Origin of the sequence: Shewanella sp. NKUCC01_JLK, from assembly GCF_019345615.1 — a bacterium.
Classification (GTDB): domain Bacteria; phylum Pseudomonadota; class Gammaproteobacteria; order Enterobacterales; family Shewanellaceae; genus Shewanella; species Shewanella oncorhynchi.
The window spans coordinates 114,463-140,878 of the sequence record NZ_JAHKRD010000008.1 but is presented as its reverse complement, the minus strand read 5'-3'; the positions used below and the strand labels follow the sequence as shown (position 1 = coordinate 140,878).

At 45.2% G+C, this 26,416-nt stretch carries 25 protein-coding genes; 15 read left to right on the top strand and 10 right to left on the bottom strand.

Annotated elements, in window-relative coordinates:
• Positions 1-258: 258 nt before the first annotated feature.
• The 4 genes from KO537_RS10470 to KO537_RS10455 are packed head-to-tail and all read left to right on the top strand — an operon-like array spanning position 259 to position 3,492.
• Positions 259-1,098 carry a MipA/OmpV family protein gene (locus tag KO537_RS10470; protein WP_212599779.1) on the top strand — a complete coding sequence of 280 codons (840 nt, stop codon included), beginning with the start codon at positions 259-261 and terminating at the stop codon, positions 1,096-1,098.
• Between the two features lie 9 nt (positions 1,099-1,107).
• A complete protein-coding gene (locus KO537_RS10465; protein WP_168824817.1) occupies positions 1,108-1,497 on the top strand; it encodes a DUF3019 domain-containing protein in 390 nt (129 codons plus the stop codon).
• Position 1,498: 1 nt separating this feature from the next.
• Positions 1,499-2,203, top strand: a complete 705-nt coding sequence (locus KO537_RS10460) for a response regulator transcription factor (RefSeq protein ID WP_105250123.1) — start codon at positions 1,499-1,501, stop codon at positions 2,201-2,203.
• Positions 2,200-3,492: an ATP-binding protein gene (locus KO537_RS10455; RefSeq protein ID WP_219234439.1), complete on the top strand. Its 1,293-nt coding sequence runs from the start codon at positions 2,200-2,202 to the stop codon at positions 3,490-3,492. The genes KO537_RS10460 and KO537_RS10455 overlap by 4 nt, the downstream gene beginning before the upstream one ends.
• A gap of 262 nt (positions 3,493-3,754) precedes the next feature.
• On the opposite strand, the gene KO537_RS10450 is transcribed toward KO537_RS10455, so the two are convergent.
• The 4 genes from KO537_RS10450 to KO537_RS10435 all read right to left on the bottom strand — a co-directional run bounded on the left by KO537_RS10450 (position 3,755) and on the right by KO537_RS10435 (position 6,817).
• Positions 3,755-4,213, bottom strand: a complete 459-nt coding sequence (locus KO537_RS10450) for a hypothetical protein (protein WP_219234438.1) — start codon at positions 4,211-4,213, stop codon at positions 3,755-3,757.
• Positions 4,214-4,234: 21 nt separating this feature from the next.
• The gene (gene ompV, locus KO537_RS10445) at positions 4,235-5,008 is read right to left on the bottom strand and encodes an outer membrane protein OmpV (RefSeq protein ID WP_173246644.1); all 774 of its coding nucleotides are present in this window, start codon (positions 5,006-5,008) and stop codon (positions 4,235-4,237) included.
• 232 nt (positions 5,009-5,240) lie between these two features.
• Positions 5,241-5,669: a hypothetical protein gene (locus KO537_RS10440; RefSeq protein WP_173246641.1), complete on the bottom strand. Its 429-nt coding sequence runs from the start codon at positions 5,667-5,669 to the stop codon at positions 5,241-5,243.
• A 107-nt stretch (positions 5,670-5,776) separates the two neighbouring features.
• Complete coding sequence (locus tag KO537_RS10435; protein WP_105250120.1) at positions 5,777-6,817, bottom strand: NADP(H)-dependent aldo-keto reductase; 1,041 nt, start codon at positions 6,815-6,817, stop codon at positions 5,777-5,779.
• 454 nt (positions 6,818-7,271) lie between these two features.
• On the opposite strand from KO537_RS10435, the gene KO537_RS10430 reads away from it, so the two are divergent.
• The 6 genes from KO537_RS10430 to nqrF all read left to right on the top strand — a co-directional run bounded on the left by KO537_RS10430 (position 7,272) and on the right by nqrF (position 13,203).
• Positions 7,272-8,645, top strand: a complete 1,374-nt coding sequence (locus tag KO537_RS10430) for a Na(+)-translocating NADH-quinone reductase subunit A (RefSeq protein WP_105250119.1) — start codon at positions 7,272-7,274, stop codon at positions 8,643-8,645.
• On the top strand, positions 8,645-9,877 hold the full coding sequence (locus tag KO537_RS10425; RefSeq protein ID WP_028759366.1) for an NADH:ubiquinone reductase (Na(+)-transporting) subunit B: 1,233 nt from the start codon (positions 8,645-8,647) through the stop codon (positions 9,875-9,877). Before KO537_RS10430 ends, KO537_RS10425 begins: the two co-directional genes overlap by 1 nt.
• On the top strand, positions 9,867-10,673 hold the full coding sequence (locus tag KO537_RS10420) for a Na(+)-translocating NADH-quinone reductase subunit C (protein WP_105250117.1): 807 nt from the start codon (positions 9,867-9,869) through the stop codon (positions 10,671-10,673). The genes KO537_RS10425 and KO537_RS10420 overlap by 11 nt, the downstream gene beginning before the upstream one ends.
• Positions 10,670-11,290 (top strand): NADH:ubiquinone reductase (Na(+)-transporting) subunit D, encoded by a 621-nt coding sequence (locus tag KO537_RS10415; protein WP_219234437.1) that lies wholly within the window; start codon positions 10,670-10,672, stop codon positions 11,288-11,290. The genes KO537_RS10420 and KO537_RS10415 overlap by 4 nt, the downstream gene beginning before the upstream one ends.
• A gap of 9 nt (positions 11,291-11,299) precedes the next feature.
• Positions 11,300-11,908 carry an NADH:ubiquinone reductase (Na(+)-transporting) subunit E gene (gene nqrE, locus KO537_RS10410; RefSeq protein ID WP_105250116.1) on the top strand — a complete coding sequence of 203 codons (609 nt, stop codon included), beginning with the start codon at positions 11,300-11,302 and terminating at the stop codon, positions 11,906-11,908.
• A gap of 77 nt (positions 11,909-11,985) precedes the next feature.
• The gene (gene nqrF, locus KO537_RS10405) at positions 11,986-13,203 is read left to right on the top strand and encodes an NADH:ubiquinone reductase (Na(+)-transporting) subunit F (RefSeq protein WP_105250115.1); all 1,218 of its coding nucleotides are present in this window, start codon (positions 11,986-11,988) and stop codon (positions 13,201-13,203) included.
• A gap of 119 nt (positions 13,204-13,322) precedes the next feature.
• On the opposite strand, the gene KO537_RS10400 is transcribed toward nqrF, so the two are convergent.
• Positions 13,323-13,640 carry an ankyrin repeat domain-containing protein gene (locus KO537_RS10400; protein ID WP_105250114.1) on the bottom strand — a complete coding sequence of 106 codons (318 nt, stop codon included), beginning with the start codon at positions 13,638-13,640 and terminating at the stop codon, positions 13,323-13,325.
• A 166-nt stretch (positions 13,641-13,806) separates the two neighbouring features.
• Between KO537_RS10400 and KO537_RS10395 the strand changes: the two genes are divergently transcribed.
• Together KO537_RS10395 and KO537_RS10390 are read left to right on the top strand one after the other, a co-directional pair.
• A complete protein-coding gene (locus KO537_RS10395; protein WP_173246633.1) occupies positions 13,807-14,124 on the top strand; it encodes a hypothetical protein in 318 nt (105 codons plus the stop codon).
• Between the two features lie 252 nt (positions 14,125-14,376).
• Positions 14,377-15,576, top strand: a complete 1,200-nt coding sequence (locus KO537_RS10390; protein WP_173246630.1) for a serine hydrolase domain-containing protein — start codon at positions 14,377-14,379, stop codon at positions 15,574-15,576.
• Positions 15,577-15,721: 145 nt separating this feature from the next.
• Here the strand turns inward: KO537_RS10390 and KO537_RS10385 are convergent, their stop codons facing one another.
• The 4 genes from KO537_RS10385 to yjjX all read right to left on the bottom strand — a co-directional run bounded on the left by KO537_RS10385 (position 15,722) and on the right by yjjX (position 20,621).
• The gene (locus tag KO537_RS10385; RefSeq protein ID WP_105250111.1) at positions 15,722-16,141 is read right to left on the bottom strand and encodes a hypothetical protein; all 420 of its coding nucleotides are present in this window, start codon (positions 16,139-16,141) and stop codon (positions 15,722-15,724) included.
• Positions 16,142-16,302: 161 nt separating this feature from the next.
• The gene (locus KO537_RS10380; protein ID WP_219234436.1) at positions 16,303-18,765 is read right to left on the bottom strand and encodes an ankyrin repeat domain-containing protein; all 2,463 of its coding nucleotides are present in this window, start codon (positions 18,763-18,765) and stop codon (positions 16,303-16,305) included.
• Between the two features lie 241 nt (positions 18,766-19,006).
• Positions 19,007-20,056, bottom strand: a complete 1,050-nt coding sequence (locus tag KO537_RS10375) for a bifunctional helix-turn-helix transcriptional regulator/GNAT family N-acetyltransferase (RefSeq protein ID WP_219234435.1) — start codon at positions 20,054-20,056, stop codon at positions 19,007-19,009.
• A 4-nt stretch (positions 20,057-20,060) separates the two neighbouring features.
• Positions 20,061-20,621 carry an inosine/xanthosine triphosphatase gene (gene yjjX, locus KO537_RS10370; RefSeq protein ID WP_028761642.1) on the bottom strand — a complete coding sequence of 187 codons (561 nt, stop codon included), beginning with the start codon at positions 20,619-20,621 and terminating at the stop codon, positions 20,061-20,063.
• Positions 20,622-20,879: 258 nt separating this feature from the next.
• Here yjjX and KO537_RS10365 point away from each other — a divergent pair, with 258 nt between their 5' ends.
• On the top strand, positions 20,880-23,444 hold the full coding sequence (locus tag KO537_RS10365) for an acylase (protein ID WP_219234434.1): 2,565 nt from the start codon (positions 20,880-20,882) through the stop codon (positions 23,442-23,444).
• 451 nt (positions 23,445-23,895) lie between these two features.
• Entirely contained in the window at positions 23,896-25,191 is a 1,296-nt protein-coding gene (locus tag KO537_RS10360; protein WP_028761640.1) for an aromatic amino acid transport family protein, read from the top strand.
• A gap of 109 nt (positions 25,192-25,300) precedes the next feature.
• Here KO537_RS10360 and KO537_RS10355 read toward each other — a convergent pair whose 3' ends face one another.
• Entirely contained in the window at positions 25,301-25,744 is a 444-nt protein-coding gene (locus tag KO537_RS10355; RefSeq protein WP_105250107.1) for a GNAT family N-acetyltransferase, read from the bottom strand.
• 213 nt (positions 25,745-25,957) lie between these two features.
• Here KO537_RS10355 and KO537_RS10350 point away from each other — a divergent pair, with 213 nt between their 5' ends.
• Complete coding sequence (locus KO537_RS10350) at positions 25,958-26,254, top strand: hypothetical protein (RefSeq protein WP_105250106.1); 297 nt, start codon at positions 25,958-25,960, stop codon at positions 26,252-26,254.
• The last annotated feature ends 162 nt before the right edge of the window (positions 26,255-26,416 follow it).

The window sequence follows — 26,416 nt, the reverse complement described above, 5'->3', positions numbered from 1 at the left end:
TGCCAACGACTGACAGTGGTTAACTTAACTGGCGCCACTTCATCTTAGCTTGAGCCTCATTTGTGCCTTAACTCAATGTGAGGTGAGTATATCCTCAAACAATTTGAAGATGCAGGATTCAAGTTGTTTGGGATATAGGTCTCTCTTGTTATCCGACACACAATTGCCGTAAAAATGATACTGGTTGTGCAGTGACTTGCAACAAACTGTTGTAATATGTAGCGCTAAATAACGACTAAAAATGTGAATTAAATGGGCATGCGTATTCTTTGGCTTCTTGTGTTAACGCTGAGCATTCTTCCTAGAACCGCTGCAGCATCAGATATTGCGAGCAGTGTTACTGGAGGAACTAATCGCCTTGCTGACGGCGGTGATTTTGAGCTGGGCATGAGTGTTTACGGGATTAATCAAGTCGATGTTCGGCAAACGGATTCTGGTTCTGCACAGTTGTCGCTGTTAGTCAGTGGCATGTACCAGTACAAAGGGCTGTTTGTTGAGATGATCCATCAATCTCAAGATGGCATTAATCTGGGATTTAATCTTTGGAGCTCAGAGGATTGGTCATTAGAACTGCTATTGGCTAACTTGCAAGGTTCATGGTCCCGTCCTGATGTGGATCCCAGTATGCTGGATGAAGCTGGCCGCAATGCTTATCTACTATCGGAAGATTCTCTCTATGTTGGTGCCGGTTTTCGTGCCACGCGTTATTGGGGCGATAACTATGTTTTTCAGTATAGGTTAGTATCTGATTATTATGATGATCAAGGTATTCAAAGTTCTGCCAGATTGGGTAAGTCCTGGCAGGTTCGTAATTGGAATTTTCACGTATTGGGGAGCGTAGGTTACTCATCTGCCACCTTGAATCGCTATCTTTTTGGGATCAGTAAGGAAGAAGCCACTGAACGCTTTCCTGAGTATCGGCCGGATAGCTCTTTCAGTTACGGCATGGAGTTAGGGGTTGCCTATCCGCTGAGTGAAAATTTTGTCTTTCGGGCCATGTACCGCTTCAATGTGTTATCCCAAGAAGTGACCGACAGTCCCTTCAATCAAGCGAGTTATACATCGTATTTTAATGCTTCTCTTAGCTATGTGTTTTAGGAGGAGGGCATGAACCGATTTTATCAATTGTTAGCGGTAGTGATGCTGAGCGCGCCTTTTTTGGCTTGGAGTCAGGATGATGCCGTTATTTTTACCGCAACCCCAGAACGCTGCATTGCACTGCATAAAGGGCAAACTTGCTATCAAGATGTATTGTTCCGATGGCAGACACCCGCGAGCGGCGAGTACTGCCTCATACTGACAGACCGTCAGCACCAGTTAACCTGCTGGACTGGCAAAGCTATGCAAGAATATCAATATAGTTTTGAAGGGGATAAAACGGCGACTTTTAGTCTTATCCGTAATGATGATGTGCAACCGCTCGCGCAAGTTAAAGTGGTCGTGACATGGGTTTATAAGGCCCCTAAACAGAGTCAGTCCGGTTGGAGGTTATTCTAATATGTCAGTTGCAAAGCATATCTTAGTCGTAGAGGACGATACCTCACTGGCAGAGTGGATCAGTGATTATTTACTGGATCACGGTTACGGAGTCACAGTGGCCAGCCAAGGTGATTTTGCCTTAGAGATGATAGCCGATGAGATGCCTGACTTAGTGCTACTCGACGTGATGATGCCCGTTAAGAATGGCTTCGATGTGTGTAAGGAGGCCAGGGCATTTTATACTGGGCCCATTTTATTTATGACGGCTTGCGTTGAGGACGGCGATGAAATCCGCGGGTTAGATGCCGGTGCTGATGATTACCTCACTAAGCCGATTCGACCACAGGTGCTGTTAGCGCGGATAAAGGCCCTGTTACGCCGAGTGAGTGATGAGGAGCAAAAGCAGCAATTAGTGTTTGATTCTTTAGTGTTAAATGCGACGGCAAAGTCAGTCACCATTGATAAACAGCCGCTGGATTTGAATGCCAATGAGTTTGATGTTTTGTGGCTGCTGGCATTGAAGGCGGGCACGATAGTGAGTCGCAATGAATTGGTGGCCCAACTGCGGGGCATTGAATACGATGGCCTAGACCGCTCGGTGGATATTCGCATATCGCGCTTACGCAAGAAGTTGCAGGAAGCGTTGAGTCAGCCCTATAAAGTCAAAACCATTCGTGGCAAGGGATATTTGTTTTGCCGCGATGAGGCAGAGCAAGCTTTATGAAGAAGTTAATGACTTCTCTGGTGCTGGTCGTGCTGGTGGCCATTGCCAGCCTAGGCTGGTCGATAAGTGAGTTTGCAACACTTATTGATCCTGATAATGAAACGCCTAGCCCAGCAACTCACCTCGCGGCATTAAAACTGCTGGGCGGTTCACTGGCGCAAACGTTAGATAACGATCCCGCCCCTAATAATGCGTTTATAGACAACTGGAATCAGCGAAATGCAGATCAATTGTCTTTGGTGAATGAAGCAGATTTTGTCTTACCCTCAGCCCTAAAGACAGAGTTTTATTCAGGGGAATCATTATTGCTGGAGTCCGATGACGGCATCTCTTTGCACTATTTATTGCCTAAAACGGGTCAGGTGCTGAATATCAATACCCAGATAGTGACGCCAGCCGATGTGAGTTTTAACGCGAATAAGCTGTATACCATGCTTTTTTATGGCGGTGTGGTGGTGATTTTGTTGGTGTGGGTGTCTCCTTTAATCCGCCAACTGGTTAATCTCAGTAAGGTGACTCAAGCATTTGGTATGGGAGAATTACAGCAGCGAATTGTGGTCAGTAAAGCGTCCTACATAGGCACAATAGAAAGCGAATTCAACCGTATGGCAGATCGCATCCAGCAATTAATCGATGACAATAAATTGCTTAGTCGGGCAGTTTCCCATGATTTAAAAACTCCGATTGCGCGGCTGCGATTTGGTATTGCGGCGTTAGAAGAAACCCAAAGCGAACAACTTAGGGTGAAGTATTTTCAGCGATTGAACCGCGATCTGGACACTATGGAAGAGTTGGTCATGACACTGCTCAGCTATGCCCGCCTCGATGAGGCGAATATCCAACCTGATTGGCAACCTATTGAGCTTAATACTTGGTTGCTGGAAAAGTATCAAGGCCAAGTATACTCAGGGTTTTCAATGGAACTCATCACCTGCCCAATACCGCTAAATATCAAAACAGATCCTAAGTACTTGTCAATGCAGGTGAATAACTTGCTCAGTAATGCGCTGCGTTTTGGCCGTGCCAATATCCGGTTGATGTTGGCATTGGAAGATGGGATTGCGTGGTTACACGTTGACGATGATGGCCCTGGCATAGATGAACAGGAATCTGCTCAAGTGATTAAACCTTTTGTACGTGGTCAGCACAGCCGCGGAAATTCCGGTCATGGCATGGGTCTGGCGATTGTCGATAGAATTGGTTGTTGGATGGGTTCCCCATTACGTATTGGCCGTGCTCCTGACTTGGGTGGTGCTCGCATGTCACTAAAATTCAAGGCTGAAGTTTAAATTGGGGGTTTAATACGATTGGTATAATGCGAGGTTTGAGTCGTTTTTGTCTGTTTCTTTAACATGAGCTGAAGCGAGCAATGCGGCTAAACCTACGTCATCTAATCTGCGGTGTTGATTTAGAGATAGAGGCAGAATGACTCAACTCACTATACGAATGAGTGCCTAACGAATTGGTGCTGAACAGGGGGGGATTTATAAATAAAACGCACCAGCATTGATACCTAACGAGAATCTAGACTGGTGCATTTTTGATGAGCAATTAACTTTTCACATTGACATTGTTAAGTATGTAATCTGTTTCATAGATGCGGGAATTCGCATTTTCTGGCTTGCTATGTAAACCTGTGACTTCGACCATGACAGAGGTTTCTTGATTCATCGTCGAACTCCCCCACAAGATATCCTTACTCGCGCTCGCTCCTACTCCAAACTGGCCAATTGCATCGCGATCGGTTTGTTCGTGAGTAAAAGTGAAGTAGTTATAACCCGCTTGTTTGCATAACTCTGCTGACTTACGCATGACGTACTTTCGGGCCAATGCGCGGTCAGTGTTGGTATTGCCAACAAAGCTTATCTGCCAGCTATCGGGTGCAATCTGTGCGGTTTCAAATCCTTTACCGAAAGACCAAAATTGCTTTTCGGTATCGTAGGAAGTGGCACAAGCTGAAAGCATCAAAGCTAATCCAGCACATAAAAACGTTTTTCTGATAAGTGTCATGGTCTTGTCTCGTCAGGTTGTTTAGAAGCTATAGTTCACGCCAAGGGTAGTAACCCACTGGTTGTTACTGTCTATTAGCGGAGAGTCAGCCATGTTGGCACCTATGTGCGAGTAACCAGTGGCTTGAGTAATATCTAAATGCTTAGTGACTGGAATAACCAAAGCGTAGCCTAGCTTATAGGCAAAGGTGCCGTCGGCTTGATAGGCAGGACGCTGCGCCGTAGCTTCAGATGGTGTCACACCTGTGTAGTAGTTTGCGAAGTCTTTACTGAAGTAGTGCACACCCGCATAAGGCACCAGATCACCGAAGCCTACATTTATTGGATGGTAATAGGTGATATCAGCCTGAAAACCATCATAAATATTGGTGACATCGTGTTGGAATTTGGTTGATAGCGTGCCATTTCCTAAATGAATGTCGGCGTTTAAACCCAGATCACCACTGAATTTGCGATCCTTCATGCCCGTTAAAATATCCGCATCATCGGCATCAAAGCCGGGATTGGCAACGGCAAAGATACTGAAATTAACGGCACTATCGTTCGTGCCTAAAAAGCGGTAGTTGATGCCGGACAGATCGGCGTTGAAGTCTTCACCGTGGTAGCCGCCATTGAGATAGGCACCTGTCTGGTGATCTTGACCCTTATAAAATTGACTACCAGTAGCAACACCTGCGCCAGCAAAGAACTGATCTTGATGACTATAGATATTACCGTTACGAATGTAGGTATTGCTTTCAGCAAGAGCGTGGCTTGACATCAAAACACTTGTGATTACAAAGCAAAGTTTTTTCATTTTTTTATCCTTAAGACATCTGTCTAGTGACTGTGATGCCACTATATTTCACTTCTTAAAAGGACTCTGTATCCGAATGTAACCTAGATAAGGTTTGAAAGGAGGATAATCTCTTATTAAACGAGGAGGGATTAGGTTTGTAATAAGGTTTTAAGATTATTAATTTTTAAAATTGATAGCATCAAGAGCGTTTCTTGATGCTATTAGGTCATCGAATTAACCAAGTAGCAGACTAATTCCAAACTTTACACTGATTACAAATAGCGACACCGTTATATAGGTCATGCGTTCTTCTACTTTTACAGATACTGCATGGCTGACCGTCAGCATTTTCATCTAAGATTGCAGCATGTTCTACTTGGGGTATTTCCTGCGGCACTACCTCTGAGCCACAATGTTTACACCTTCGGGCAGCGCATTTTATTTCTTCAGCGCATTCTGGGCAGTCACGATAAAGTGATTTATCTTCTTGAACATTTTCATTTGTGTGTGCTTGAGCCTCATTTTTCGTGATTGCAGGCATACAAGCAACGCAAATAATGCCAATCAATGGACTCACAATAAATGAGATGAAGAACCATAAAACGGCTGATCTGTTTTTACTGGAAGCTATAATTGCAGTGACAAAACATAGCATTAGCCAAAAAAGTATATAGAACATGATAAGGTCCATTTAATCAATTGAGGTGTGATTCTACTGCTGAAAAGCCTATAGCATCAGGTGCATTTACCTGATGCCATAGTTCCACTATTTAACCCGATTATCGACTAAGGGCAAGGTAATCTAAATTGATCGGACAGTTGGTTTAATCGCACTAATAGCTCTGGTGATAAGGTGACTTTTAAACTGTCGATGTTTTCTTTCAGTTGATATAAGTCGGTGGCGCCTATGATATTGGAGCCGACAAACTTACGTGAGTTAACAAAAGCTAACGCCATTTGTGCGGGCGTGAGTTTGAACTCGCGGGCCAAATCGACATAGGCTTTTGTCGCCTCCAGAGCCATTTGCGAACCTGTATAGCGGGCGAAACGCTTAAACAAGGTCAGGCGCGCGCCTTCAGGCCATTGGTCGTTGCAATATTTTCCCGTCAAGGCGCCAAAGGCCAGTGGCGAATAGGCCAGTAATGGCAAGTTTTCGCGGTGACTGATTTCGCTCATGCCGACTTCGAAACTGCGATTAAGCAAGTTATAGGGATTTTGCACACTCACAATACGCGGCAAGCCATGTTTTTCGGCGAGTTGCAGGTACTTCATCAAGCCCCAAGGCGTTTCGTTCGACACACCGATATAGCGCACTTTACCTTGGCGGATCACTTCGGCGAGCGCTTCTAGGGTCTCGAGGATCGGTGTTTGATGTTCATGCTCTTGTTGATCGTAAAACAGTTCACCAAAGAAATTGGTATTACGGTCAGGCCAATGGATTTGATAAAGGTCGATAGTGTCTATTTGGAGGCGTGCTAAAGATGCATCGACCGCTTGGTGGATGTTGTTCCAGTCCAGCGCCATATTTTTGCGAATGTAATCACTTTTACCCCCCGGTGCGGCAATTTTAGTGGCGATCACTAAGTCGTCTCGGTTACCGCGGGCCTTAATATATTGCCCTAGGATACGCTCGGTTTCCCCTTGGGTCTCCGGCTTAGGTGGTACGGGATACATTTCCGCCGTATCGATAAAGTTGATGCCATTGCCTATGGCGTAGTCCAGCTGTGCAAACGCTTCGGCTTGGGTATTTTGTTCGCCCCAAGTCATAGTGCCCAAACAAATTTTACTGACCTCAAGATTAGAATGCGGTATGCGTCTGTATTCCATCTATTTCTCCTACGGAAACTCTCTTAGTTTGAGGCTACCAAGCTTTTGCTGTAAAGCAAAGGTTAAACCATAGGTTGAAATGTTAGTGCGCTAAAAATAGCCAGCAAGTTTAGCCATCCTGCCCCATTTTGAGGCATGCCATTGGCTGAAGTTTGTTCGCTGAGTTGCTCTTTTAACGGTTTTAGCGCTTTACTGCACTGAAATGGATATTTTTGCTTATTTTTGTAAACCTTAGGTACTACTAAATCAGTAATGACGTATTTATGAATAAATTGTTATAAAACTACATTTGCAGATTACAGTAAGTAAGGATGTGAATCTGTGTCACAAAATTGCGTAAATTTACGTATCTAACTTACGAATTTGCAGCGGAATGTGACGCCAATATCGGAATCTGCGTTAACAAATCTCTACCCTAAATTTATCTAAAAATTTTTCATGGTTGATATTTGTGATGGCAGATTTTTCAAACCAAATTGTAACGATCAAAAAAGGCCTCGACTTGCCGATTGTTGGTGAGCCGCGACAGGTCATTGAACTCGGTGCTAAGCCATCCCAAGTGGCTGTTCTGGGAGAAGAGTTCGTTGGGCTTAAGCCGACGATGTTGGTCGAAGAGGGTGATTTTGTTCAAAAGGGCCAAGCCCTATTTGAAGACAAAAAAACGCCTGGTGTGTTGTTCACTGCACCTGCTAGTGGCCAAGTCGTAGCAATTAACCGCGGCGAGCGTCGAATTCTACAATCAGTCGTCATTCGTTGTGATGACGGTGAAAACCGCGATGGGCAGATTTCCTTCGATATCCATCAAGACATCGCCGCTCTCCCTCGGCCAACCGTTCAAGACCAGTTGGTGAAGAGTGGTCTATGGACTGCCCTGCGTACTCGGCCTTTCTCGCGCGTGCCTGCGCTCGATAGCACGCCAGCAGGTATTTTCGTCACCGCTATCGATACTAATCCACTGGCCGCTGATCCGCGTTTGATCATCGCCGAGCAAACCGAAGCTTTTAAAGCTGGCTTGCTGGTGTTGAGCCGTTTAACCGAAGGCAAGGTTTACCTGTGCCAGGATAAGGGCGAAGCGATTGTTAAAGAAGCATTACCACAACTTGAGGTGCGCCGTTTTGATGGTGTTCATCCTGCGGGTTTAGTGGGCACTCATATTCACTTTACCTTGCCAGTGAGTTTAGAACGTCAGGTATGGCATATCGGTTATCAAGATGTGATTGCCTACGGCAAGTTATTCCAAACCGGTGAGTTGTATACCGACCGCATCGTCGCCTTAGGTGGCCCGAGCGTGCTGAACCCGCGTTTACTGCGCACTCAATTGGGCGCTGAGCTAAGTGCCTTAGTGAGTGATGAAATCAAACCTGGCCATAACCGCGTGGTATCGGGATCTGTGTTATCTGGCCATACCGCGGCGGGCGTACATGACTTTTTAGGCCGATTCCACAACCAAGTGTCAGTGTTGAGCGAAGATTCGCAGCACCATGTTCTCCCTTGGGTGCGCGGTGGTTCTGACAAATTCTCCATCACTCGTGCCGTAACATCACGTCTGTTTGGTGCGACTAAATTGTTCGAGTTTACGACTCATCAGGGCGGTTCTGCTCGCGCCATGATGGCTTTTGGTCAGTTAGATCGCGTGATGCCACTGGATATTTTACCCACCTTACTCGTTCGAGACTTAGTGGTGCGTGATACCGACGAGGCGCAAGCCTTAGGTGCATTGGAGTTAGATGAAGAAGATCTGGCGCTGTGTACCTTCGTATGTCCCGGCAAATATGACTTTGGTAAAGAATTACGTGCCTGTCTAGATGTTATTGAGAGGGAAGGTTAATGACCAAACAAGTGAAAAAACCTGATTTACAGGACGCCTCTGATTTACAACAAGAGTACTACGCAACGGGTAAGTCGATGAAGGGCTTTTTGCGCTCACTCGTCATTGCCAACGGTCGTAGCACTAAGGGCCAAGTGCATGTGCGTGACGCGATTGACGTGAAACGTACCATGACGCTAGTCGGTTTGTGTTTACTGCCCGCCATTTTATTCGGTCTATATAACATTGGCCTACAGGCACAGCTTGCGCTCGCGGGAGGATTATCGACGCCAGATATTTGGAAGTTAGAAATCTTTAATACCCTGTTTGGCAGCCTTAGCCAAGACACTGGGATATTAGGTTTATTCCTCTATGGTCTTAGTTTTTATCTGCCGATTTACCTGACAGCACTGCTCACCAGTTTGTTTTGGGAAGTGGTGTTTGCGCGGGTTCGTGGTCAAGAGTTGCACGAAGGCTTCTTCGTGACGGCCCTGCTGTTTACCTTAATCTTGCCAGTATCGACACCGTTGTGGCTGGTGGCCATGGGGATTTCCTTTGGTGTGGTCGTGGCTAAAGAGCTATTTGGTGGCATGGGATATAACTTCCTTAACCCTGCGCTGGCGGGCTTGGCTTTTATCTACTTCGCCTATCCATCTGAAGTTTCAACCATTAAACAGCTAGTTGCCGTTGATGGTTTCTCTGGTGCAACAGCGCTGGCACAAACCGCAGCGGGCAAGTTGAGTTTTGCCGATTACTCTTGGTTTAGCGCCTTTAGCGATCCTAACTGGTGGAACAACTTTTTTGGCTTTACCGTGGGCGCGATTGGCGAAACCAGCACCTTAGCGATTTTGATCGGCGGTTCATTATTGCTGATCAGCCGCTTAGCGGATTGGCGCATTGTGCTCGGTGTGTTGCTGGGCATGATAGCGACAGCAACGCTGTGTAATTACATCGGTTCTAGCAGCAATCAAATGATGGCAATGCCGTGGACTTGGCATCTTGTCACTGGCGGTTTTGCGCTAGCAATGATGTTTATGGCCACCGATCCTGTAACCACTTCGTACACTCGCCAAGGCAAGTTTGCCTACGGTGCTTTGATTGGTTTTATGACTGTGCTTATCCGTGTCGCTAACCCCAAAATGCCTGAGGGCGTGATGTTAGCCATTCTGTTCGCCAACCTTTGGGCGCCGCTGTTCGATTATCTGGTGGCCCGCGCCAACATCAAACGGAGATTAAAACGTCATGGTATTTAAGAAAGATACTGTGGTGGGGACCATGATCTTCACCATCACGCTCTGCCTCCTGTGCTCTTTTATGATCACAGGCACAGCAGGCATATTGAAAGAACGTAAAGTCGCCAAAAAACGTGACGAAGTGCAGCGCTATGTGTTGATGGCCGCCGATGTGAACTTAGGTCAGGGCAATGAGTTTAGAGAGATTTTTGCTAAATCCGTTAAGCCATTATTGATCAACTTAGATACAGGCAAGGTGGACTCAGACGCTAACGTCCTCGATTTCGATGAGCGTATGGCGGCAATTAATCCTGAGACTTCAAGTGCGCCGAAAAAAGATATCGCCAAGATTAAAACCCGTGCGAACGATGCCCGCGTGTTTAAAGTGCTCGATGCCAACGGCAAGTTAGACAGCGTGGTTGTGCCTTTCTATGGCAAAGGTCTGTGGTCGATGATCTACGGTTATGTGGCGGTTGAACCCGATTTCAACACCATTAAAGGGCTCGTCGTGTACGAGCACGGTGAAACCCCTGGTATCGGCGATTTTTTAACTGATCCTAAGTGGGTGTCACTATGGAAGGGTAAGCAATTGTTTGATGAAAAAGGCAAGTTTTCGATACGTCTTGTGAAAGGCGGCGCTAAAGAAGGCGATATTCATGGTGTCGATGCGGTAAGTGGCGCGACCATGACGGGCCGCGGCGTGCAGCGCGCAATGGAGTTTTGGTTTGGCGTTGAGGGTTTTCAAACCTTCTTCAATCAGCTGAAAGCGACGGCCACGCAGGGTGAATTGCAAGGTGAGTTGGGAGAGGCAAAATGAGCAACACTTTATCCATGCGTGACATGTTAACGGGGCCAGTGTTTGCCAATAACCCCGTCGCGATGCAAGTGCTGGGCGTATGTTCGGCACTGGCGGTCAGTAACTCAATGCAAACCGCTGTGGTGATGACGCTCGCAGTGACCTTTGTATTGGTGTTTTCTAACCTGATTATCTCTGCCATGCGTAACTTTATCCCGACCAGTGTGCGCATTATCGCGCAGATGACGGTTATCGCCTCCTTGGTGATTATCGTCGACATGGTTCTGCAGGATGTAGCCTATGAGTTATCTAAGCAACTTTCTGTATTCGTTGGGTTAATTATCACTAACTGTATCATCATGGGCCGTGCAGAAGCCTTCGCCATGAAGTATCCACCGCATTTAGCGGTCGTCGATGCGCTTGGTAATGCGACAGGTTATGGTTTGATTTTGATCAGCGTCGCCTTTGTACGCGAGCTGTTAGGGACGGGGAATTTATTCGGTCACCCTGTGTTTACCACCATCGAGAATGGTGGCTGGTACTTGCCAAACGAGATGTTCAAGTTACCACCGAGCGCCTTCTTCCTGATTGGTGTGTTGATCTGGACTATCAATGTGATCCAGCGGAAACGGGGTTAAGGAGCAGATATGGAACACTATATAAATCTATTTTTGCAGGCCACTTTTATCGACAACATGGCGCTGTCGTTCTTCTTGGGCATGTGTACTTTCTTGGCCGTGTCTAAAAAGGTGTCAACCGCCTTTGGTCTAGGTGTCGCTGTGATTGTGGTGATGACCTTAGCCGTGCCGTTAAACCAGCTGATTTACGTCAAAGTGCTCGCACCTGGCGCACTGTCTTGGGCGGGATTACCCGGTATCGATTTAAGTTACCTGCAACTGATCACTTTCATTGGTGTGATTGCGGCGTTAGTGCAAATCCTTGAAATGTTTTTGGATAAGTACATTCCTAGCCTGTATGACTCCCTTGGGATCTTTTTACCTTTGCTCACAGTGAACTGCGCGATTTTTGCCGGGGTGATCTTTATGGCGAACCGTGATTACAACTTCGGTGAGTCAGTGGTGTTTGCGATGGGCTCGGGTCTTGGTTGGGCGGTGGCGATTGTACTGCTGGCGGGACTGCGCGAAAGAATGAAATTCAACGCGATTCCTGAAGGCTTACAAGGTATTGGTATCACCTTTATTACTACAGGCTTGATGGCGCTGGGCTTTATGTCTTTCTCAGGGATCTCGCTGTAAAGCTACAGTAGGCGAGCCAAGAATTGAGAAAGTGAAACCAGATTCTTTTTAGAAAAGAGCTAGAAAAGGGTAATACGATGGAAATGGCAATTGGCATAGGCATGTTCACGCTAGTGGTCTGTCTATTGGTGATAGTGATTCTAATCGCCAAAAAGAAATTAGTGGCTACGGGTGAAGTGACGATCAGCATCAACGAAGATGCCGAAAAAAGCATTCAAGTTGCCGCGGGTGACAAGTTACTCGGCGCTTTGGCGAGTCAGAGTATTTTTATTCCGTCTGCCTGTGGTGGCGGCGGAACCTGTGGTCAGTGCCGAGTGAAAATCAAATCGGGCGGCGGTGACATTCTGCCGACTGAAATGGGCCATATCACCAAGAAAGAGGCTAAAGAAGGTTGTCGTCTCGCCTGCCAAGTCTCAGTGAAAACCGATATGGAACTTGAGCTCGACGAAGAAATCTTTGGGGTGAAGAAGTGGCAATGTCAGGTGATCTCTAATGATAACAAGGCAACTTTTATCAAAGAGCTATTGCTTGAGTTACCCGAAGGTGAAGATGTTCGCTTTAAAGCGGGGGGTTATATTCAAATTGAAGCACCAGCCCATGTGGTGAAATACGCTGACTTTGATATTCCTGAAAAATACCGTGGCGATTGGGACAAATACGGCCTGTTTGACATTGTCTCTACCGTTAATGAAGAAGTGTTGCGCGCTTACTCTATGGCCAACTATCCCGATGAAAAGGGCCGCATTATGCTGAACGTGCGGATTGCGACGCCGCCATCGGCCAATGTGCCAGCGGGCAAGATGTCATCTTACATCTTCAACCTGAAAGCGGGCGATACAGTGACCATTTCAGGGCCATTCGGTGAGTTCTTTGTGAAGGAAACCGATGCGGAAATGGTGTTTATCGGTGGCGGTGCCGGCATGGCACCTATGCGTTCACACATTTTCGATCAGCTTAAGAGTAAGAAAACCACACGTAAAATGAGCTTCTGGTACGGTGCTCGTTCGACCCGTGAAGTGTTTTATCAAGCGGATTTCGATGCTCTAGCGGCCGAGAATGACAACTTCGTTTGGCATGTGGCGTTATCTGAGCCATTGCCTGAGGATAATTGGACTGGCTACACTGGCTTTATTCATAATGTGATTTATGAGAATTATCTTAAAAATCATAAGGCACCAGAAGACTGCGAGTACTACATGTGTGGTCCTCCAATCATGAACTCTTCAGTGATTAAGATGCTTGAAAGCCTAGGCGTTGAACCAGAAAATATCCTACTCGATGACTTTGGTGATTAGGTTGTAAGTGAGTAATAAAAAATCGCGTTAGGCCCAGCTTAACGCGATTTTTGTTTATAGGGCTTTTTATCATTTTGCAGTTTTTAGCTTTCGCATCTTGATGCTATTTAGCACCTCACCTAGCTAAAAGATTTGCCGCCGTGGCGGGTTAAATAGCTCACCATGCGCTCACTCTCAGCGGTATAGCATCCCATGCGGAACTCACCCTGCCAGTAAGCAATATCGAGCGGATGATACCCCTGCGAGTTTGGATGATTCACATTGGCCCCCGCATCCACCAATAATTTGAGCAGTTCAAAAGACTGCAACTCACAGGCATGCAAGAGTGCCGTCATCCCGCCATTGTCCACGCCTTCAAGATTAGCGTCATTTGCAATAATGCGCTTAACAGCAAGCGTATCTTTGGCTTTAACCGCATCGATGAGTTCAGTGCTCATTTGATCGCTATTTAACCTCATCCAAAGGATTTAATTTAAGTGGATTTAGCCTAGGTTTCTTTAACTTGTGGGCGAAACTCCGTAAGCTGAATAGCTTATACCTAAATGCTTATATCTACAGGTATAACTTATCATGGATGTAATAGTTGTAGGATAGGAGGCTTGTTTGAAAAAGTTAGCAGTAGTATCACTTATCTGTTTCTCCCTCTGCGCATGCTCTTCACTCAATGAAGTTAAATTGGATTCTCAATCGGTATCCAGCTACATAGGTGAAAAGGTCAAAGTCACCACAATATCTGGCGAACAAATGGAATTTCAAGTCGAAAGTGCAACGGAACAGCATATCGAGGGAGAAGGGCAACTAGTCAAAATTGAAGATATACAGACGTTGGAAGTTGAGGAGTTTAGCCCACTAAAATCGATATCACTTTCTGCAGGCTTATATATGGTAGGTGCGATAATTATTACTATTGTCGTTTTATAGCCATTTTGAATGTGTATTCGCTGCAACTTGAGATATTCAGTCTACAAACTGGGGCAGACTGCCACTTGGTTTATACTGCTCGGATTAGCTTCGTCGCCCTAGGTATCACTTTGTTGTGTCATTTTTATATGGAATATTTCCTTTATAATTCAATTGTAAAGATTAAATTGTATTATCCATAAAAAGCGCTTGTGATAAGCTTGCTTTTTTCTAGCAGGCAGCATTATTTGTTAATTACGTTAAGGATAACCCATGCGTTTGAGTGTCATCAGTACCCTGTTGACTGGTTTTTTATTATTCCCAAGTGCCAATAGTTTTGGTCTGTTATTAGAAACAGGTGCTGAACAAGAGCAAATCGGGCAAGGCAGTAGCTCTATTGCCGTTGAAAGCCAAACCGCATCTTCAGTATCGAAGGTGGCGGAGATCAAGACCTTAATCCAAACCGCGATAAAGGATTCGCCGCAGCCATTTAGTGGTAGTGTTATCCTGCTTGAGCAGGGCAAGCCGCAGCTTGAACTGCAAAAGGGTGAAGGTATTAGTCAAGATTCGCGCTTTGTGATGGCATCGCTCTCTAAGCAGATTACTGCAACCTTGATATTGCAGGCACTCGATGCGGGGAAACTTGATTTAACTCAAACGCTTAATCATTATCTTTTTGGTGATTCTGAAGGGAAGAATAAGGCGCTAAAAGGCATGGATGCAGGTGTAAATCCAAGTGCGGATGCACTTAATCCCAGTCAATATGATGAGCGGATTACGCTACACCAACTGCTGACGCATACATCGGGTGTCGATAAACTGAGTAAGGCCAATCGATTCGAGCCGGGAAGCCAATTTGAATACTCCAACTTTGGTTATTCACTGCTTGGGCAAGTGCTTGAGAAGGTCAATCACCAATCCTTTGCCGAGCAAGTGGCGCAGTTTGCAACGCGATACCAGCTTAATGGCTTGAGTGCTGAGCTTGGCAGTATTGAGGCGATTCACGCCAAAGTGCCTTCACTTGCCGTAGGTTTACAGGAAAGCGAGGTGATTGCCCCTGCTGACTTAGTGCTTGATGAAGCTTTGTTGCCCGCAGGGGGATTAATTACCTCAGCGCCAGCTTATGCCGCCTTTCAGCATCTATTACATTCTGGCAAGTTGATGAGTGCAAAGAGTTATCAACGGATGACAACGGCGTATACCGAGATCCAATTCTTATGGCCGAATATGCGCTATGGCTATGGGGTGAGGATCAATAAGGACGATGGTCTCATCGAATACAGTCATACGGGCTATTTATCTGGCTATATGTCGATGACACTGCATTATCCTGAATTCAATTTGGATCTGGTGATGCTGGAAAATCTATCGCTAAATCTTAATGATCGCGCTCGAGTATTTGAACTGCATAATCAGATACGTCAAATCATTCGTAGCCAGTTACTGCTTATTAAAACATCACTTGCACAGTGATTTGAGTAAACTGACTACTGACATAAGTGCCCTTATGCTGATATTAAGCACGGTACTTTAGTACTTAAAAGATTACTAAGATATAGTTTCTGCGGGAGATAGTGGCTACTATCTCCCGCGTTAAGGGAATAAATAGAGTCTTTTACTACTTAATGTCGCCATATTTAATTGAATCACGACTATCTGTTTCATATATCATTTCATATTCATAGTTCAATGAGTCTAACAAGCTAATTATATAATCTTCGGATTTAATTCTTTCGTATCCAGGAAAATCTTGGTGGAAAATGATACTCAATAACCAGCTGCATTCAGGTTTTGATGGTGCGAAAGTATTTTCATCAAGATCTACATTGGGGAATAATTTAATGAATGTGCCTGTCTCTTTATTTAGATTCCAATGGTAATGTTTTATCCTGAATGGTAAAAAACTCTCAAGCATAGTAGGGTTCTTAGCTGTAGATGTTTTTCTATCTATTAATGCTAGAAATTCTTTGAGTTTATTATGAATTGTTTTTTCATCTTTACTTGTTGATTTTATACCAAATAGTACTTGATGTTTCATATGGTTGAATCTCCTCATTGAATAGATTTTATCGGCACTGGTGTCTTTTAAAGAGCCATTTTCTTTAGTTAAGGGTGTAAGTTTGTTAGCTAACAGAGAATTTAAACTCTATTTTAATGATTAACGTCCCTAACAAAGAGACGTTAATCTGTGACTGACAGTTACCAAAAGCGCTTTCTAAGTGCGGTCTCGATATCAATCTCAACCCTAAAGTACTGTAAAATCGTCCAAACTGAATCGACTAAGGCTTCGGTAAGCGCTGGATAATCATCCTCGATAATTCCGTTAATTTCTTCGACGGTTTCATCGATATATTCCTGAACACCTTCCTCAAATTCGGCCTTTGTCGCTTGATTGCGGAAAAAGCTAAAGTTGTCGAGCTTTTCTATCAATTGATCAATAAGGACTCTCACCGAATTGAGTTGCTCAACTGTGATCGTCGGATCGGTGGCGATCAGTTTAAAAAAGCTATGCACTTTGGTTTTGAGATCGAATAGCGTTGGGATTTTATCTCGATTTGCCGCCGCATTACTCACCTCTAATTTGGCTTGCTTGACGGGGGCAGGTGTCACATTCACCTCAGATGCTTGCGGATTGGCCGTCATAGGCTCGGCATTGCTCGAAGCTGTTGCTGGTATTGCGCGATTGTGGGCTATGGTTGTGGGGGCTGGCGGTATCTCGCGTCCCAGTGTTTGTAGCAGGCGGCGCTGGAAATAGCTTTGCGGCAGGGCTTTGCTAAGTGCTTGCTCAAGCTGAGTTTCACTGTAGGAGGCTATCTGCAGCAGCGCTTCGAAAATCTCTTTATATTCTTGCTCAATAGCCGCTATTAGCGGGCTATTGCCTAAGCTATTGGTCACGGTTAAGTCGGCGCCATATTGCTGCAAAAGTCTTAAGATCCGCACCGCCGTTGATTCAAAGCGGGGGAACTCGATTGAACTGCCGCCTATCACAGCGCAAAGGGCTGGGGTTGTGTCTTCGGCATTGATGGCATTGGGGTTGGCGCCATGTTCGAGTAGCACTTCTACGCAGGACTGTGCGCCGTAGTAACTGGCGCACATTAATGGCGTAAATTGCTCATCTACTGAGAATTCTTCTAACTTTGCTCCATGGCGCAGTAAGAGTTCTACTGTTTTTCGCCGCATAGGGCCGGTAATTTCATCCCACCAGTAGGTCGAAATCGCCTTGTGTAGAATGGGTGAGTTATCGTGACCGCAATGGGTAAAAATATCCCCGCCTTGGTGAATGAGCCATTCAAGTAGTTGGGTTCGACAGGAGATAGCCGCCGCAGACACATAGTTAGTGTTGTAGATATTGGTGAGGCTTAAATCCAGCCCCTTGGTGAGCAGATATTCCATCACTTGGATATGCGTTGCTTGATCTTCTTTCCCTGAACCACGCTGGCAGATAGTGAGTAAGGTTGGTTCATCCACCGCCCCAAATTTTTTATTGATATCCATACCATATTGCAGGAACAGATCGAAAAACTCGGGCAGAAAGGTTTTCTTTTCGACCATTGGATAAACCAATAGTCGTAAATTCGACCAGACTAACATCTCATAGGGTTTACCCGTATTCACAAATTCGGCATTTGGATTAGCGCCATATTTGAGCAACAGTTCAAGGGCTTGGTAGATGTAGCTCCGTTTATTCGGATCGGTAAATTGGGCATTATTAATATATTGGTTGAGCAAGGGTGAATGGTCGGCATCAGGCGGTGTCATCCTATAGATGCGATTGATATCGACGGTGGCCTTAATCAGTTTTTCGATAATCCTAAGGTCAAATTCTGAGGTCAATGCCGCATAGACCAAACTTTTAGCGTGGGAGTCGGCTTTGAGCTGCGGATAATGGTCTAACAGGTATTCAGTGTAGTCTTGCGCTTTAGCGTAAACGCATAGTTCGAGTAAATTAGCATCATCCCAGAAGCTGCTATCGTTGGCCATAATATAGCGTGACTTTTTAAATGCAGGGAAGCGTTTAACTAAGGGAGAAAATGTTTCTACTCCCCAAAATTCGCTCGAAGAAATAATGTTTTCAATTAGGCTTAATTTGCCAATGTCTAATGGAATATCTTTATTAATGATATGCAGGAACAGATCTCTATTGCGTTCATCATATAATATTTCTAGCGGGTGATTTAATTCACCATTGGTCCAAAAGCTCGCCGGTTTATTGATATCTAAGTTAGCTGCAAGTAGAAGGTCGATCATGTCTCTACGTTGATGGTCTTGATAGATATATTGCGGATTAGGATGAAATAGATAGTTGAGCCAGCAATTATTATATTGATTTTGAAAGTAAAGATTGGCACTAGAGTCTAGGTATAGGGTAACGAGTTCTGAGTTGTTATATTCAATAGCCGAATGCAAGGCACTGAAACCATTACATTCGATTTTAGCGCCTTTGCTGAGCAAGTATTTTATAAGCACTAAATCGGACTGAGGACTGCAAGATAGTGGAACTAATATATTGCAGGGCGAAACATTGAGATCAATAAAGTTGAGATCTCCACTATCGGCAAGAAATTGATCAACTTTCTTTATTTTAGCCGAGGTCGAAAGCGTGTTATCTAGGCATATTTCCCGAAGTGTGAGTTTCTTATCACTAAAAATCCAACTGAGCATAATGTTCCTTATTTAATGCCGTTAACAAAATGGTATCAAACACCTTTCAATTTATTAAAAATTGAGTGGGGTAAAATTGCCATATTTTAATGCATTTAAGTTAAGAAAAACTATGCCCTGAGACTGATAATTAAAATGATCCTGTTTGAATAACATTTTTTGATACAAATTGATAATGCCAAACAAGTTGCATGATGACATGTTTGGCATTGTTACTTTGATTGGAATTCTGCTTCATATCCTATTGATTAAGATCTAGCAGCATCGGCATTTCGCAGGCGTCGTGGCCTGTGTTCCCTAGGGGAGCCGACAGATGTACAAAGCCTAATTTCTCATAGAGTTTTACGGCTTCATTTAGTACAGCGGTGGTTTCTAAATAGCAGCTTTGATAACCCGTTTCGCGGGCGAAATCGAGTGCCATTAACGCTACGCGTTTTGCGAGTCCTTTGCCGCGGATTTCGGGCATAAAGTACATTTTTTGTAGTTCGCAGACGCCATCATTGTTAGCTAAAGGCGCAATACCGGCGCCGCCTGAAATGCGGCCCTCTAATTCAATAATCCAATAGTTGGCGCCCGCTTGGGAGTAAATCTGGCTTAGGCAATCTAAGGTCGGGTCCGCCACGCTATAGCCTTTATCCGCGGTTAAGCCGTATTCGGCCGAAACATCGCGGATGACTTTGGCAATTACGGCATCATCTTGGGCTGTGGCTTGGCGAATGTGGCAACCACTTTGCTGCTTGGCGTTATGTACGGCTTGGTTATATAACACAAGGGCCTCTTCGATTTGTGAAGTTTGCAATGGAGTCAGTTGGGCTAAGATCCCTTGGAATAATTGATTCTGCTGAGTATCCAATTTAACGAGTAACTTCTTACCCGCAGGTGTCAGTTGCACAACTAAGCAGCGACTGTCCCGTGGGTGCACCTGACTCTGGGCAAGATGTTTATCGATCAAATGTTTGATAGCGCGGCTCGCATTGGACTTATCTATGCTGAGTTTGCTTGCAAGCTCTTTGATGGTCAGGGGCTGCTTGCCTATCTCAAACAGGGCATGGGCTTGCACGGGCGAAAGGGGTAAATCCCCAAAGGCGGCGTTGAGCATGCCTAAATTTCTCACCAGATAGCGAGACAAATGCCTGAGTTGGGCGGATGAGCCTGACTCAGTCGTTTGCTTAGTTTGAGTCACAGGCTTCGCGGGATCTTGAGCCAATGGTGCGTCTGTTTGAGCCATAGTCGAATAGGTTTGGTTGCATGTCACAACTAAGTTAGCGGGCTTTAATTCCTCTTGCAACATATTACTAACAATCTACTGTGTAAATATCAGGATTCAATAATGGCGCCATGGCGAGAATAATCGCTTGGGTGTAATTACTTTCACGGGTCGCATGGCCGTGGGTGAGTAAACCTATGGCACCGCCTTTTTGCTTAATATTGATTGTATTGAACAACCTATCCATGACATCCCCGAGTTCTTCTCCCGCTTCTAATGCCCGATAAACTTGCATTGGTAAAGGTAAAATCGCACTGCGGCCAATGGCAAGCTGGTCTTTATGGCCAATCGCGATATAGGCGAATGTGGCTGGGCCAAAGTCGAAACAATCGACACCGCCTTCCATCGCAAAATAGTAGTCGGCTTTAGTCTCTTGCGGGTCCTGCTGTTGACAATAGCGCACCCGATTTATCGCCCCTTGGCGAGTGTCGAGATCTGTCATTGGCTGCGCCGCAACACCTGAAGGCGCATCCATACCGCTGGCTTCTATGATGCTCTCAGGGAACAGCTGTGCCATGGCGTTAGTTGCGGCGTTGATTTTTACCGGGTTTTTAGAACCCACTTTTATCTTAATAATGTTTTGTTGCATATAAGTTATTTATTTTGGATTTTAATGTGGACGCTCGTTTGAATCATTGCTTAAATGGTCTGAGGTGTCTAAGCGTTTGGGTTTTCTATTCTGCCACAGTCGTCGGCGAAGCTCAGTAAAAAAGCCAACAGTAGGGGAGGCAATAGCCAGCCTTAGGGACTAGGAAGCGACATGCAACTATTGCTCCTTCAGTAATTTGGGCTGGAATAGGCAGTAAGGCTATGTCATTGAAGGAACCAAAACCAAGAGATAATAATAATGAAATTCAACAAACTCGTGATTGCTATGGGAATAGCCTGCGGTGTAATACTGACCGGCTGTAACGATAGCGAAGATAGCACTACGCCTACCGAACCTGAAACTCAACTGCAAGCTTTTGCCCCCAATGGTTTACTCAAAGCCAGTATTCGCCGTACGACTTACGGCGTGCCGCATATCCAAGCTGACAACTTAGAAAGTTTAGGTTTTGGTAGCGGTTATGCGCAGGCACAGGACAACTTATGTGTATTAGCCGATGGTTTTATCAAGGCGAACTCACAGCGTTCTATGTATTTTGGTCCCCATGCGTCGATTGACTTCACTACGGGTCAACCTACGGCGGAAGATAACGGTAACCTTATCTCAGATTTCGCCTATAAAGCGTTAAAGATCAGAGCACAAGCCGAAGAAAAATGGCCGAAATTTAGTGAAAACTCTCGGGCACTTATCCAAGGTTTTACCTCTGGTTATAACCAATATCTTGCTGATGTCGAAGCGGGAACACAAACGGCAGAACCTTTCTGTGGCGGTCAGCCTTGGGTGAAACCCATAGTGCCAGAAGATGTGGTGACTTATTTGTTTTCTATCGCCTTATTACCGGGCGCAGCTAACTTTCTCGATCTGATTTTTTACGCTAACCCAGGAGATGCACAGGAATACATGCCGCGTATCGTTGGGCCCGCGCCTAGCCAAGACCAAACTGCGTTTGTGGCCGATATGCAGTCTAAGTTGATTGCCCGCGCGGCCCGTATCACGACACCAGAGACCAATCCCCGTGATTTAGGTTCAAATGGTTGGGGTTTAGGCAAGGATAAAACCGAAAATGGTAAGGGCATGGTGCTAGGTAATCCGCATTTCCCGCATACGGGTAACCTGCGTTTTTGGCAATCCCATATTACGATCCCAGGGCATTTAGATATGATGGGCGGCTCGTTAGTGGGTATGCCTGGACCGATTAATATTGGTTTCAATAAAGATCTCGCTTGGACTCATACCTTCTCTACCGCTGAGCATTTTGTGATGTATAACCTTGAGTTAGTCTCGGGTGATCGGATGCAGTATTTGTTTGATGGTAAACCTATGCCTATCACCAAAGAGACAGTATCGGTTCTAGTGAATGCAGGTCCAGCGGGCATGCTGGTCGCCGAGAAAGATATTTATACTACGGCCAAAGGCCCTATGGTCGAAGCTCCACCCGCTTTAGCGCCTTTTGGTTGGGATGATGGCAGTGCCTTTATGATCCAAGATGCCAATATGGGGACTATGGACCCTGTTGACCATTGGTTAGCCATGAACATGGCGACGAACAAAGAAGAGTTCCAACAGGCATTTAAGGACTACGATGGTGTCATCTTCAATAACACTATGTACGCAGATAAAGAGGGCAATGCTTTCTATATCGACGACTCAACTGTGCCTGGATTATCCGAATCGGCAGTCGTGTTGTTAAAAACCTCACCGGATATTAAAGCGGCTAAGGCAAAAGCCGGATTTACGATTTTACCCGGTAACACTTCACTGTTTAGCTTCGATGCTCCTACGCCCTATGAGCGTGCGCCCAAGCTTGAGCGCAGCGACTTTGTGCAAAACTCCAATGACTCCTTTTGGTCGACCAACTTGAATGAACCGCTGACTTACTTCTCGCCTATGTACGGCGCAGAGGCCGGACAGCTATCACTACGTACACGGATGGGCTTGAGTTTAATGCAGGATGCCGCGGGGGCTGATGGCAAGTTCAGCTTGGAAGAACTCGAAGCGGCTGTGCTGTCGAATCGCAGTTATCTCGCCGAGTTAGTGCTGCCTGACTTGATTGCCCAGTGTGATGCCCAAGGCAGTACACCTGTGGTGGTGTCGGCGAGTTTATCTAAGGATATCTCTTCGGCTTGTGCGGCATTAAAGGCGTGGAACGGTAAGCAAGATAACGACAGTAAAGGTGGTGCTTTACTACGTGAATTTGCCCATCTATTCAGCCAAACAACCATGTTGACTCAAGGATTCGATCCCGCTAATGCGGCAACGACACCTAAAACCTTGACTACGGATGGCAGTGCCTTAAAGGCCTTGGCTCACAGTGCGCTTAACCTTGAGGCCGCAGGCTTTGCCTTAGATGCGCCATTAGGGGATGTGCAATTTGTGGAGAAATCTCTGCCAGATGGAACGCCAAGCGGGTCGCGTTTACCTTGGCCGGGTAGTCATAATGCTGAAGGTGGATTCAACGTGTTTTCAACCAGTTTGTCGGGTGATGACACTTTGATCCCGCAGCACAAATATGCAGCTGCGATGGATGTGGTCACTGGCAAGGCAATGAGTTCTGGCTTAACGGCGAAAGGGTATCAAGTGCGTTATGGTTCAAGTTGGATGATGGCGGTGAACTTTACCGACGAGGGGCCTGTGGCGCGGGGGATTTTAACTTACTCTGAGTCGAGTAATATCTTAACGCCTGCGTTTGCTGATCAAAGTATCTTGTACTCGAGTGCTAAAAGCTTCCGTCCTTTGTTGTTCAAAGAGTCTGACATCGCCCCTGCTGTAGTGTCGACAACTGAGCTTACACTACAAAAACCATAAGTCAGATTTTGCGCTTTAATTGTTAGCGGCTCACTTCGGAGTTGAATCCGGATGAGCCGTTTTTTATGCGTGTTTGCGACTGATAGCGATTTGTAAAAATTTAACATTAACGACTGTGATCTCGATCTACCTTAGGTGCGAGTATGCAGCGACTAGTCTCGTTTTGTTGATTTTTGTGACACATGCCCGGTTAGCTGTTTTTCTCGGCGCTTATGCAATGTCACTGGATTTGGCTTGAGGTGAATATCTTGTATTTTTAAGTGGCTTTTTATGTATATGTTTTGATGCTGTATTGAAAACTTATTACATTAAATCAGCGATCTAGATCTCAATATCAGTTTATTATGAAATTCCCTTACATAAAGCCGTGTCAGATCAACTTTTATGGGCTTTTTTTGGTTATCCTTAGCGCGAATTTATTATGCTAGTCACACCGTAAGGTAACTTTTATATGCAAAAAGATGCGACCAGTGTTCTTGGAACACCTCAAAGCACACAGAATCTAGATTCAACGAAACACTTACCTTGGACTCGCCAAGACACGACTTGGATGTTGAGTTTGTTCGGCACTGCCGTTGGCGCTGGAATTTTATTTTTACCTATCAATGCGGGCATGGGCGGCTTTTGGCCTCTTGTGTTAATGGCAGTGATCATTGGTCCTATGACCTATCTTGCCCACCGTGGTTTATCTCGTTTTGTTTGTTCATCAAGCATTCCTGGTAGCGACATTACTCAAGTAGTTGAAGAGCATTTTGGTGTTGGCGCGGGTAAAGCCATTACCGTACTGTATTTCTTTGCTATCTATCCGATTGTATTAATTTACGGTGTAGGTATTACCAACACTGTTGATAGCTTTATCGTCAATCAGTTAGGCATGGCATCGCCACCACGCTTCATTCTATCGGGTGTATTGATCCTCGGTATGATGGCTGTAATGGTCGCAGGTGAGAAATTCATGCTCAAAGTGACACAATTGCTGGTGTATCCGCTGGTGGGTATTTTGGCCTTTATGTCTATCTACCTGATCCCTGAATGGAAAATGGATGCTTTACTCGTTGTACCAGAAGCGGGTGCATTTTTAGGCACAGTTTGGTTAACGATTCCAGTTTTAGTGTTTGCCTTTAACCATTCTCCAGCGATTTCACAGTTTTCTGTGTCATTGAAACGTGACCATGGCGCGAATGCTTCTCGCAAAGCTGATGTTATTTTACGTAATACTTCCATGATGTTAGTGGGCTTTGTGATGTTGTTTGTGTTCTCTTGTGTGTTGTCATTATCGCCAGCACAATTGGCCGAAGCGAAAGCTCAGAATCTACCGATTTTGTCTTATCTCGCCAACGTGCATTCAAGTGGTTTTGTGAGCTACTTTGGTCCATTAATCGCCTTTATCGCGATTGTGTCTTCTTTCTTTGGCCATTACATGGGCGCGACAGAAGGCATGAAGGGGATTATTGTTAAGCAGTTAGACACGAATAAAAAAGGCATTTCAGAGCAAAAAATCAACAAATTTATTCTGGTGTTTATGTTTGTGACGATTTGGGCCGTGGCAATCAAAAACCCAAGTATTTTGAATATGATTGAAGCTTTAGGTGGCCCAATTATCGCGGCTATCCTGTACTTGATGCCTATGTATGCTGTGTATAAAGTGCCAGCATTAAAAGCGCACCGTGGTCGCATCAGCAATATCTTCGTGGTTATAGCGGGTTTATTGGCAATGACGGCTATTCTGTTTGGCTTCTTTCGTTAAGTTTTAATCTTAGTAGGAACGCGGTTTGAATGTGAATCGTGAGTCGTAAAAAGAAAAGGATCGTGCCATTGGCCCGATCCTTTTTTATTACGTATAAGATTTGAATCGCTTATTTTTCTTCGTACATTAAGTAGTAACTCTGCTTCATCCCTAACGCTTGATAGGTCTGCTGTGCGGCGAGATTTTCTTGCTCGACATATAAACGGAAGCTTGCGGCACCACCATTGGCTTCGGCCAGTTGTTTGACTTCGCTGTAGAGTTTGGCATAGATGCCTTGGCGACGATTTTTCGGGCGAATATACACACTCTGGATCCAGTAATAATCCTTCGCACGCCAATCGCTCCATTCAAATGTCACCATGAGCGAGCCGACTAGCTCACCTGCGATTTCAGCGACCAGGTAAAACCCTTTTTGCGGGCTCTCAAGTAGCGTGCCCACACCTCGAGTCAGTGTCGCTTCATCTAAGGCTAGGCCTTCGGTTTCTTGGGCCATGGCCTGATTAAACTGCACTAAGGCGATTAGGTCTTGAGCCTTAGCTTTACGAATCAACATACTACAACTCCTAGGCGGTTATTTGGCAATACCGCTCTTGTTTAGTAAACAACATTTTGTGGTTCACTTTATCATGGAACGACAAGGGATAACGAGTTTGGCAGTGGCAGGTTAGGCACTGATATTATTTATTACTGTGGATATTTGTACGACTAAAGTCTTATCTGCTAGGCTTATCTTTAGTGTCCTTTCGCTGAACTAAGTGAGTTAATGATGGGATTTATTAAGTCTACTCGCCGCTATAAACTTAAAATTTTACCCGTCTATGATATTGCTGCTGATGAACAGATAAATCATCTTCTGCATTTTATTTTAACGCTGTTGAGCTTCGGTTTATGGGGTTTAGTTTGGTGGTGGTTGGTCTTAAAAGCTAACGGTAAGTCCGACTTTATTTTCAGTGGTTTTGATGACGATTATTGGAGTTATTTGATTGAGCGTGAGCAACCGCCTGCGTCGCTTTATCGTCAGCAAATAGCACCAAAAAAAGTCACAGAATATTTTGATGCTTAAGCAGGAAAACTAACATCTCAGCGGCTAATTTAACAAAGTTTGTGTGGCTAATATTACTGATTTTAAGGCGGTTTAGCTCAACGTGACCCAGATCATCCCTCGATTAAAACCCCTCTGCTAGACTCGGCGATTGCCCCATTTAGACTGAGAAACTAGCGCGCT

Coding starts and splice junctions, on each gene's coding strand:
- KO537_RS10400 (WP_105250114.1), bottom strand. CDS start 13,640: ATGAGCACTGAACTCATCGATGCGGTTAAAGCCAAAGATACGCTTGCT.
- KO537_RS10440 (WP_173246641.1), bottom strand. CDS start 5,669: ATGTTCTATATACTTTTTTGGCTAATGCTATGTTTTGTCACTGCAATT.
- KO537_RS10375 (WP_219234435.1), bottom strand. CDS start 20,056: ATGTTGCAAGAGGAATTAAAGCCCGCTAACTTAGTTGTGACATGCAAC.
- KO537_RS10450 (WP_219234438.1), bottom strand. CDS start 4,213: ATGACACTTATCAGAAAAACGTTTTTATGTGCTGGATTAGCTTTGATG.
- KO537_RS10455 (WP_219234439.1), top strand. CDS start 2,200: ATGAAGAAGTTAATGACTTCTCTGGTGCTGGTCGTGCTGGTGGCCATT.
- KO537_RS10420 (WP_105250117.1), top strand. CDS start 9,867: ATGGTATTTAAGAAAGATACTGTGGTGGGGACCATGATCTTCACCATC.
- KO537_RS10355 (WP_105250107.1), bottom strand. CDS start 25,744: ATGTTGATTCGTAAAGCTAAGGCTCAAGACCTAATCGCCTTAGTGCAG.
- KO537_RS10465 (WP_168824817.1), top strand. CDS start 1,108: ATGAACCGATTTTATCAATTGTTAGCGGTAGTGATGCTGAGCGCGCCT.
- ompV (WP_173246644.1), bottom strand. CDS start 5,008: ATGAAAAAACTTTGCTTTGTAATCACAAGTGTTTTGATGTCAAGCCAC.
- KO537_RS10425 (WP_028759366.1), top strand. CDS start 8,645: ATGACCAAACAAGTGAAAAAACCTGATTTACAGGACGCCTCTGATTTA.
- KO537_RS10385 (WP_105250111.1), bottom strand. CDS start 16,141: ATGAAACATCAAGTACTATTTGGTATAAAATCAACAAGTAAAGATGAA.
- KO537_RS10460 (WP_105250123.1), top strand. CDS start 1,499: ATGTCAGTTGCAAAGCATATCTTAGTCGTAGAGGACGATACCTCACTG.
- KO537_RS10380 (WP_219234436.1), bottom strand. CDS start 18,765: ATGCTCAGTTGGATTTTTAGTGATAAGAAACTCACACTTCGGGAAATA.
- nqrE (WP_105250116.1), top strand. CDS start 11,300: ATGGAACACTATATAAATCTATTTTTGCAGGCCACTTTTATCGACAAC.
- KO537_RS10470 (WP_212599779.1), top strand. CDS start 259: ATGCGTATTCTTTGGCTTCTTGTGTTAACGCTGAGCATTCTTCCTAGA.
- KO537_RS10430 (WP_105250119.1), top strand. CDS start 7,272: ATGGCAGATTTTTCAAACCAAATTGTAACGATCAAAAAAGGCCTCGAC.
- KO537_RS10435 (WP_105250120.1), bottom strand. CDS start 6,817: ATGGAATACAGACGCATACCGCATTCTAATCTTGAGGTCAGTAAAATT.
- KO537_RS10360 (WP_028761640.1), top strand. CDS start 23,896: ATGCAAAAAGATGCGACCAGTGTTCTTGGAACACCTCAAAGCACACAG.
- KO537_RS10350 (WP_105250106.1), top strand. CDS start 25,958: ATGGGATTTATTAAGTCTACTCGCCGCTATAAACTTAAAATTTTACCC.
- nqrF (WP_105250115.1), top strand. CDS start 11,986: ATGGAAATGGCAATTGGCATAGGCATGTTCACGCTAGTGGTCTGTCTA.
- KO537_RS10390 (WP_173246630.1), top strand. CDS start 14,377: ATGCGTTTGAGTGTCATCAGTACCCTGTTGACTGGTTTTTTATTATTC.
- KO537_RS10415 (WP_219234437.1), top strand. CDS start 10,670: ATGAGCAACACTTTATCCATGCGTGACATGTTAACGGGGCCAGTGTTT.
- yjjX (WP_028761642.1), bottom strand. CDS start 20,621: ATGCAACAAAACATTATTAAGATAAAAGTGGGTTCTAAAAACCCGGTA.
- KO537_RS10365 (WP_219234434.1), top strand. CDS start 20,880: ATGAAATTCAACAAACTCGTGATTGCTATGGGAATAGCCTGCGGTGTA.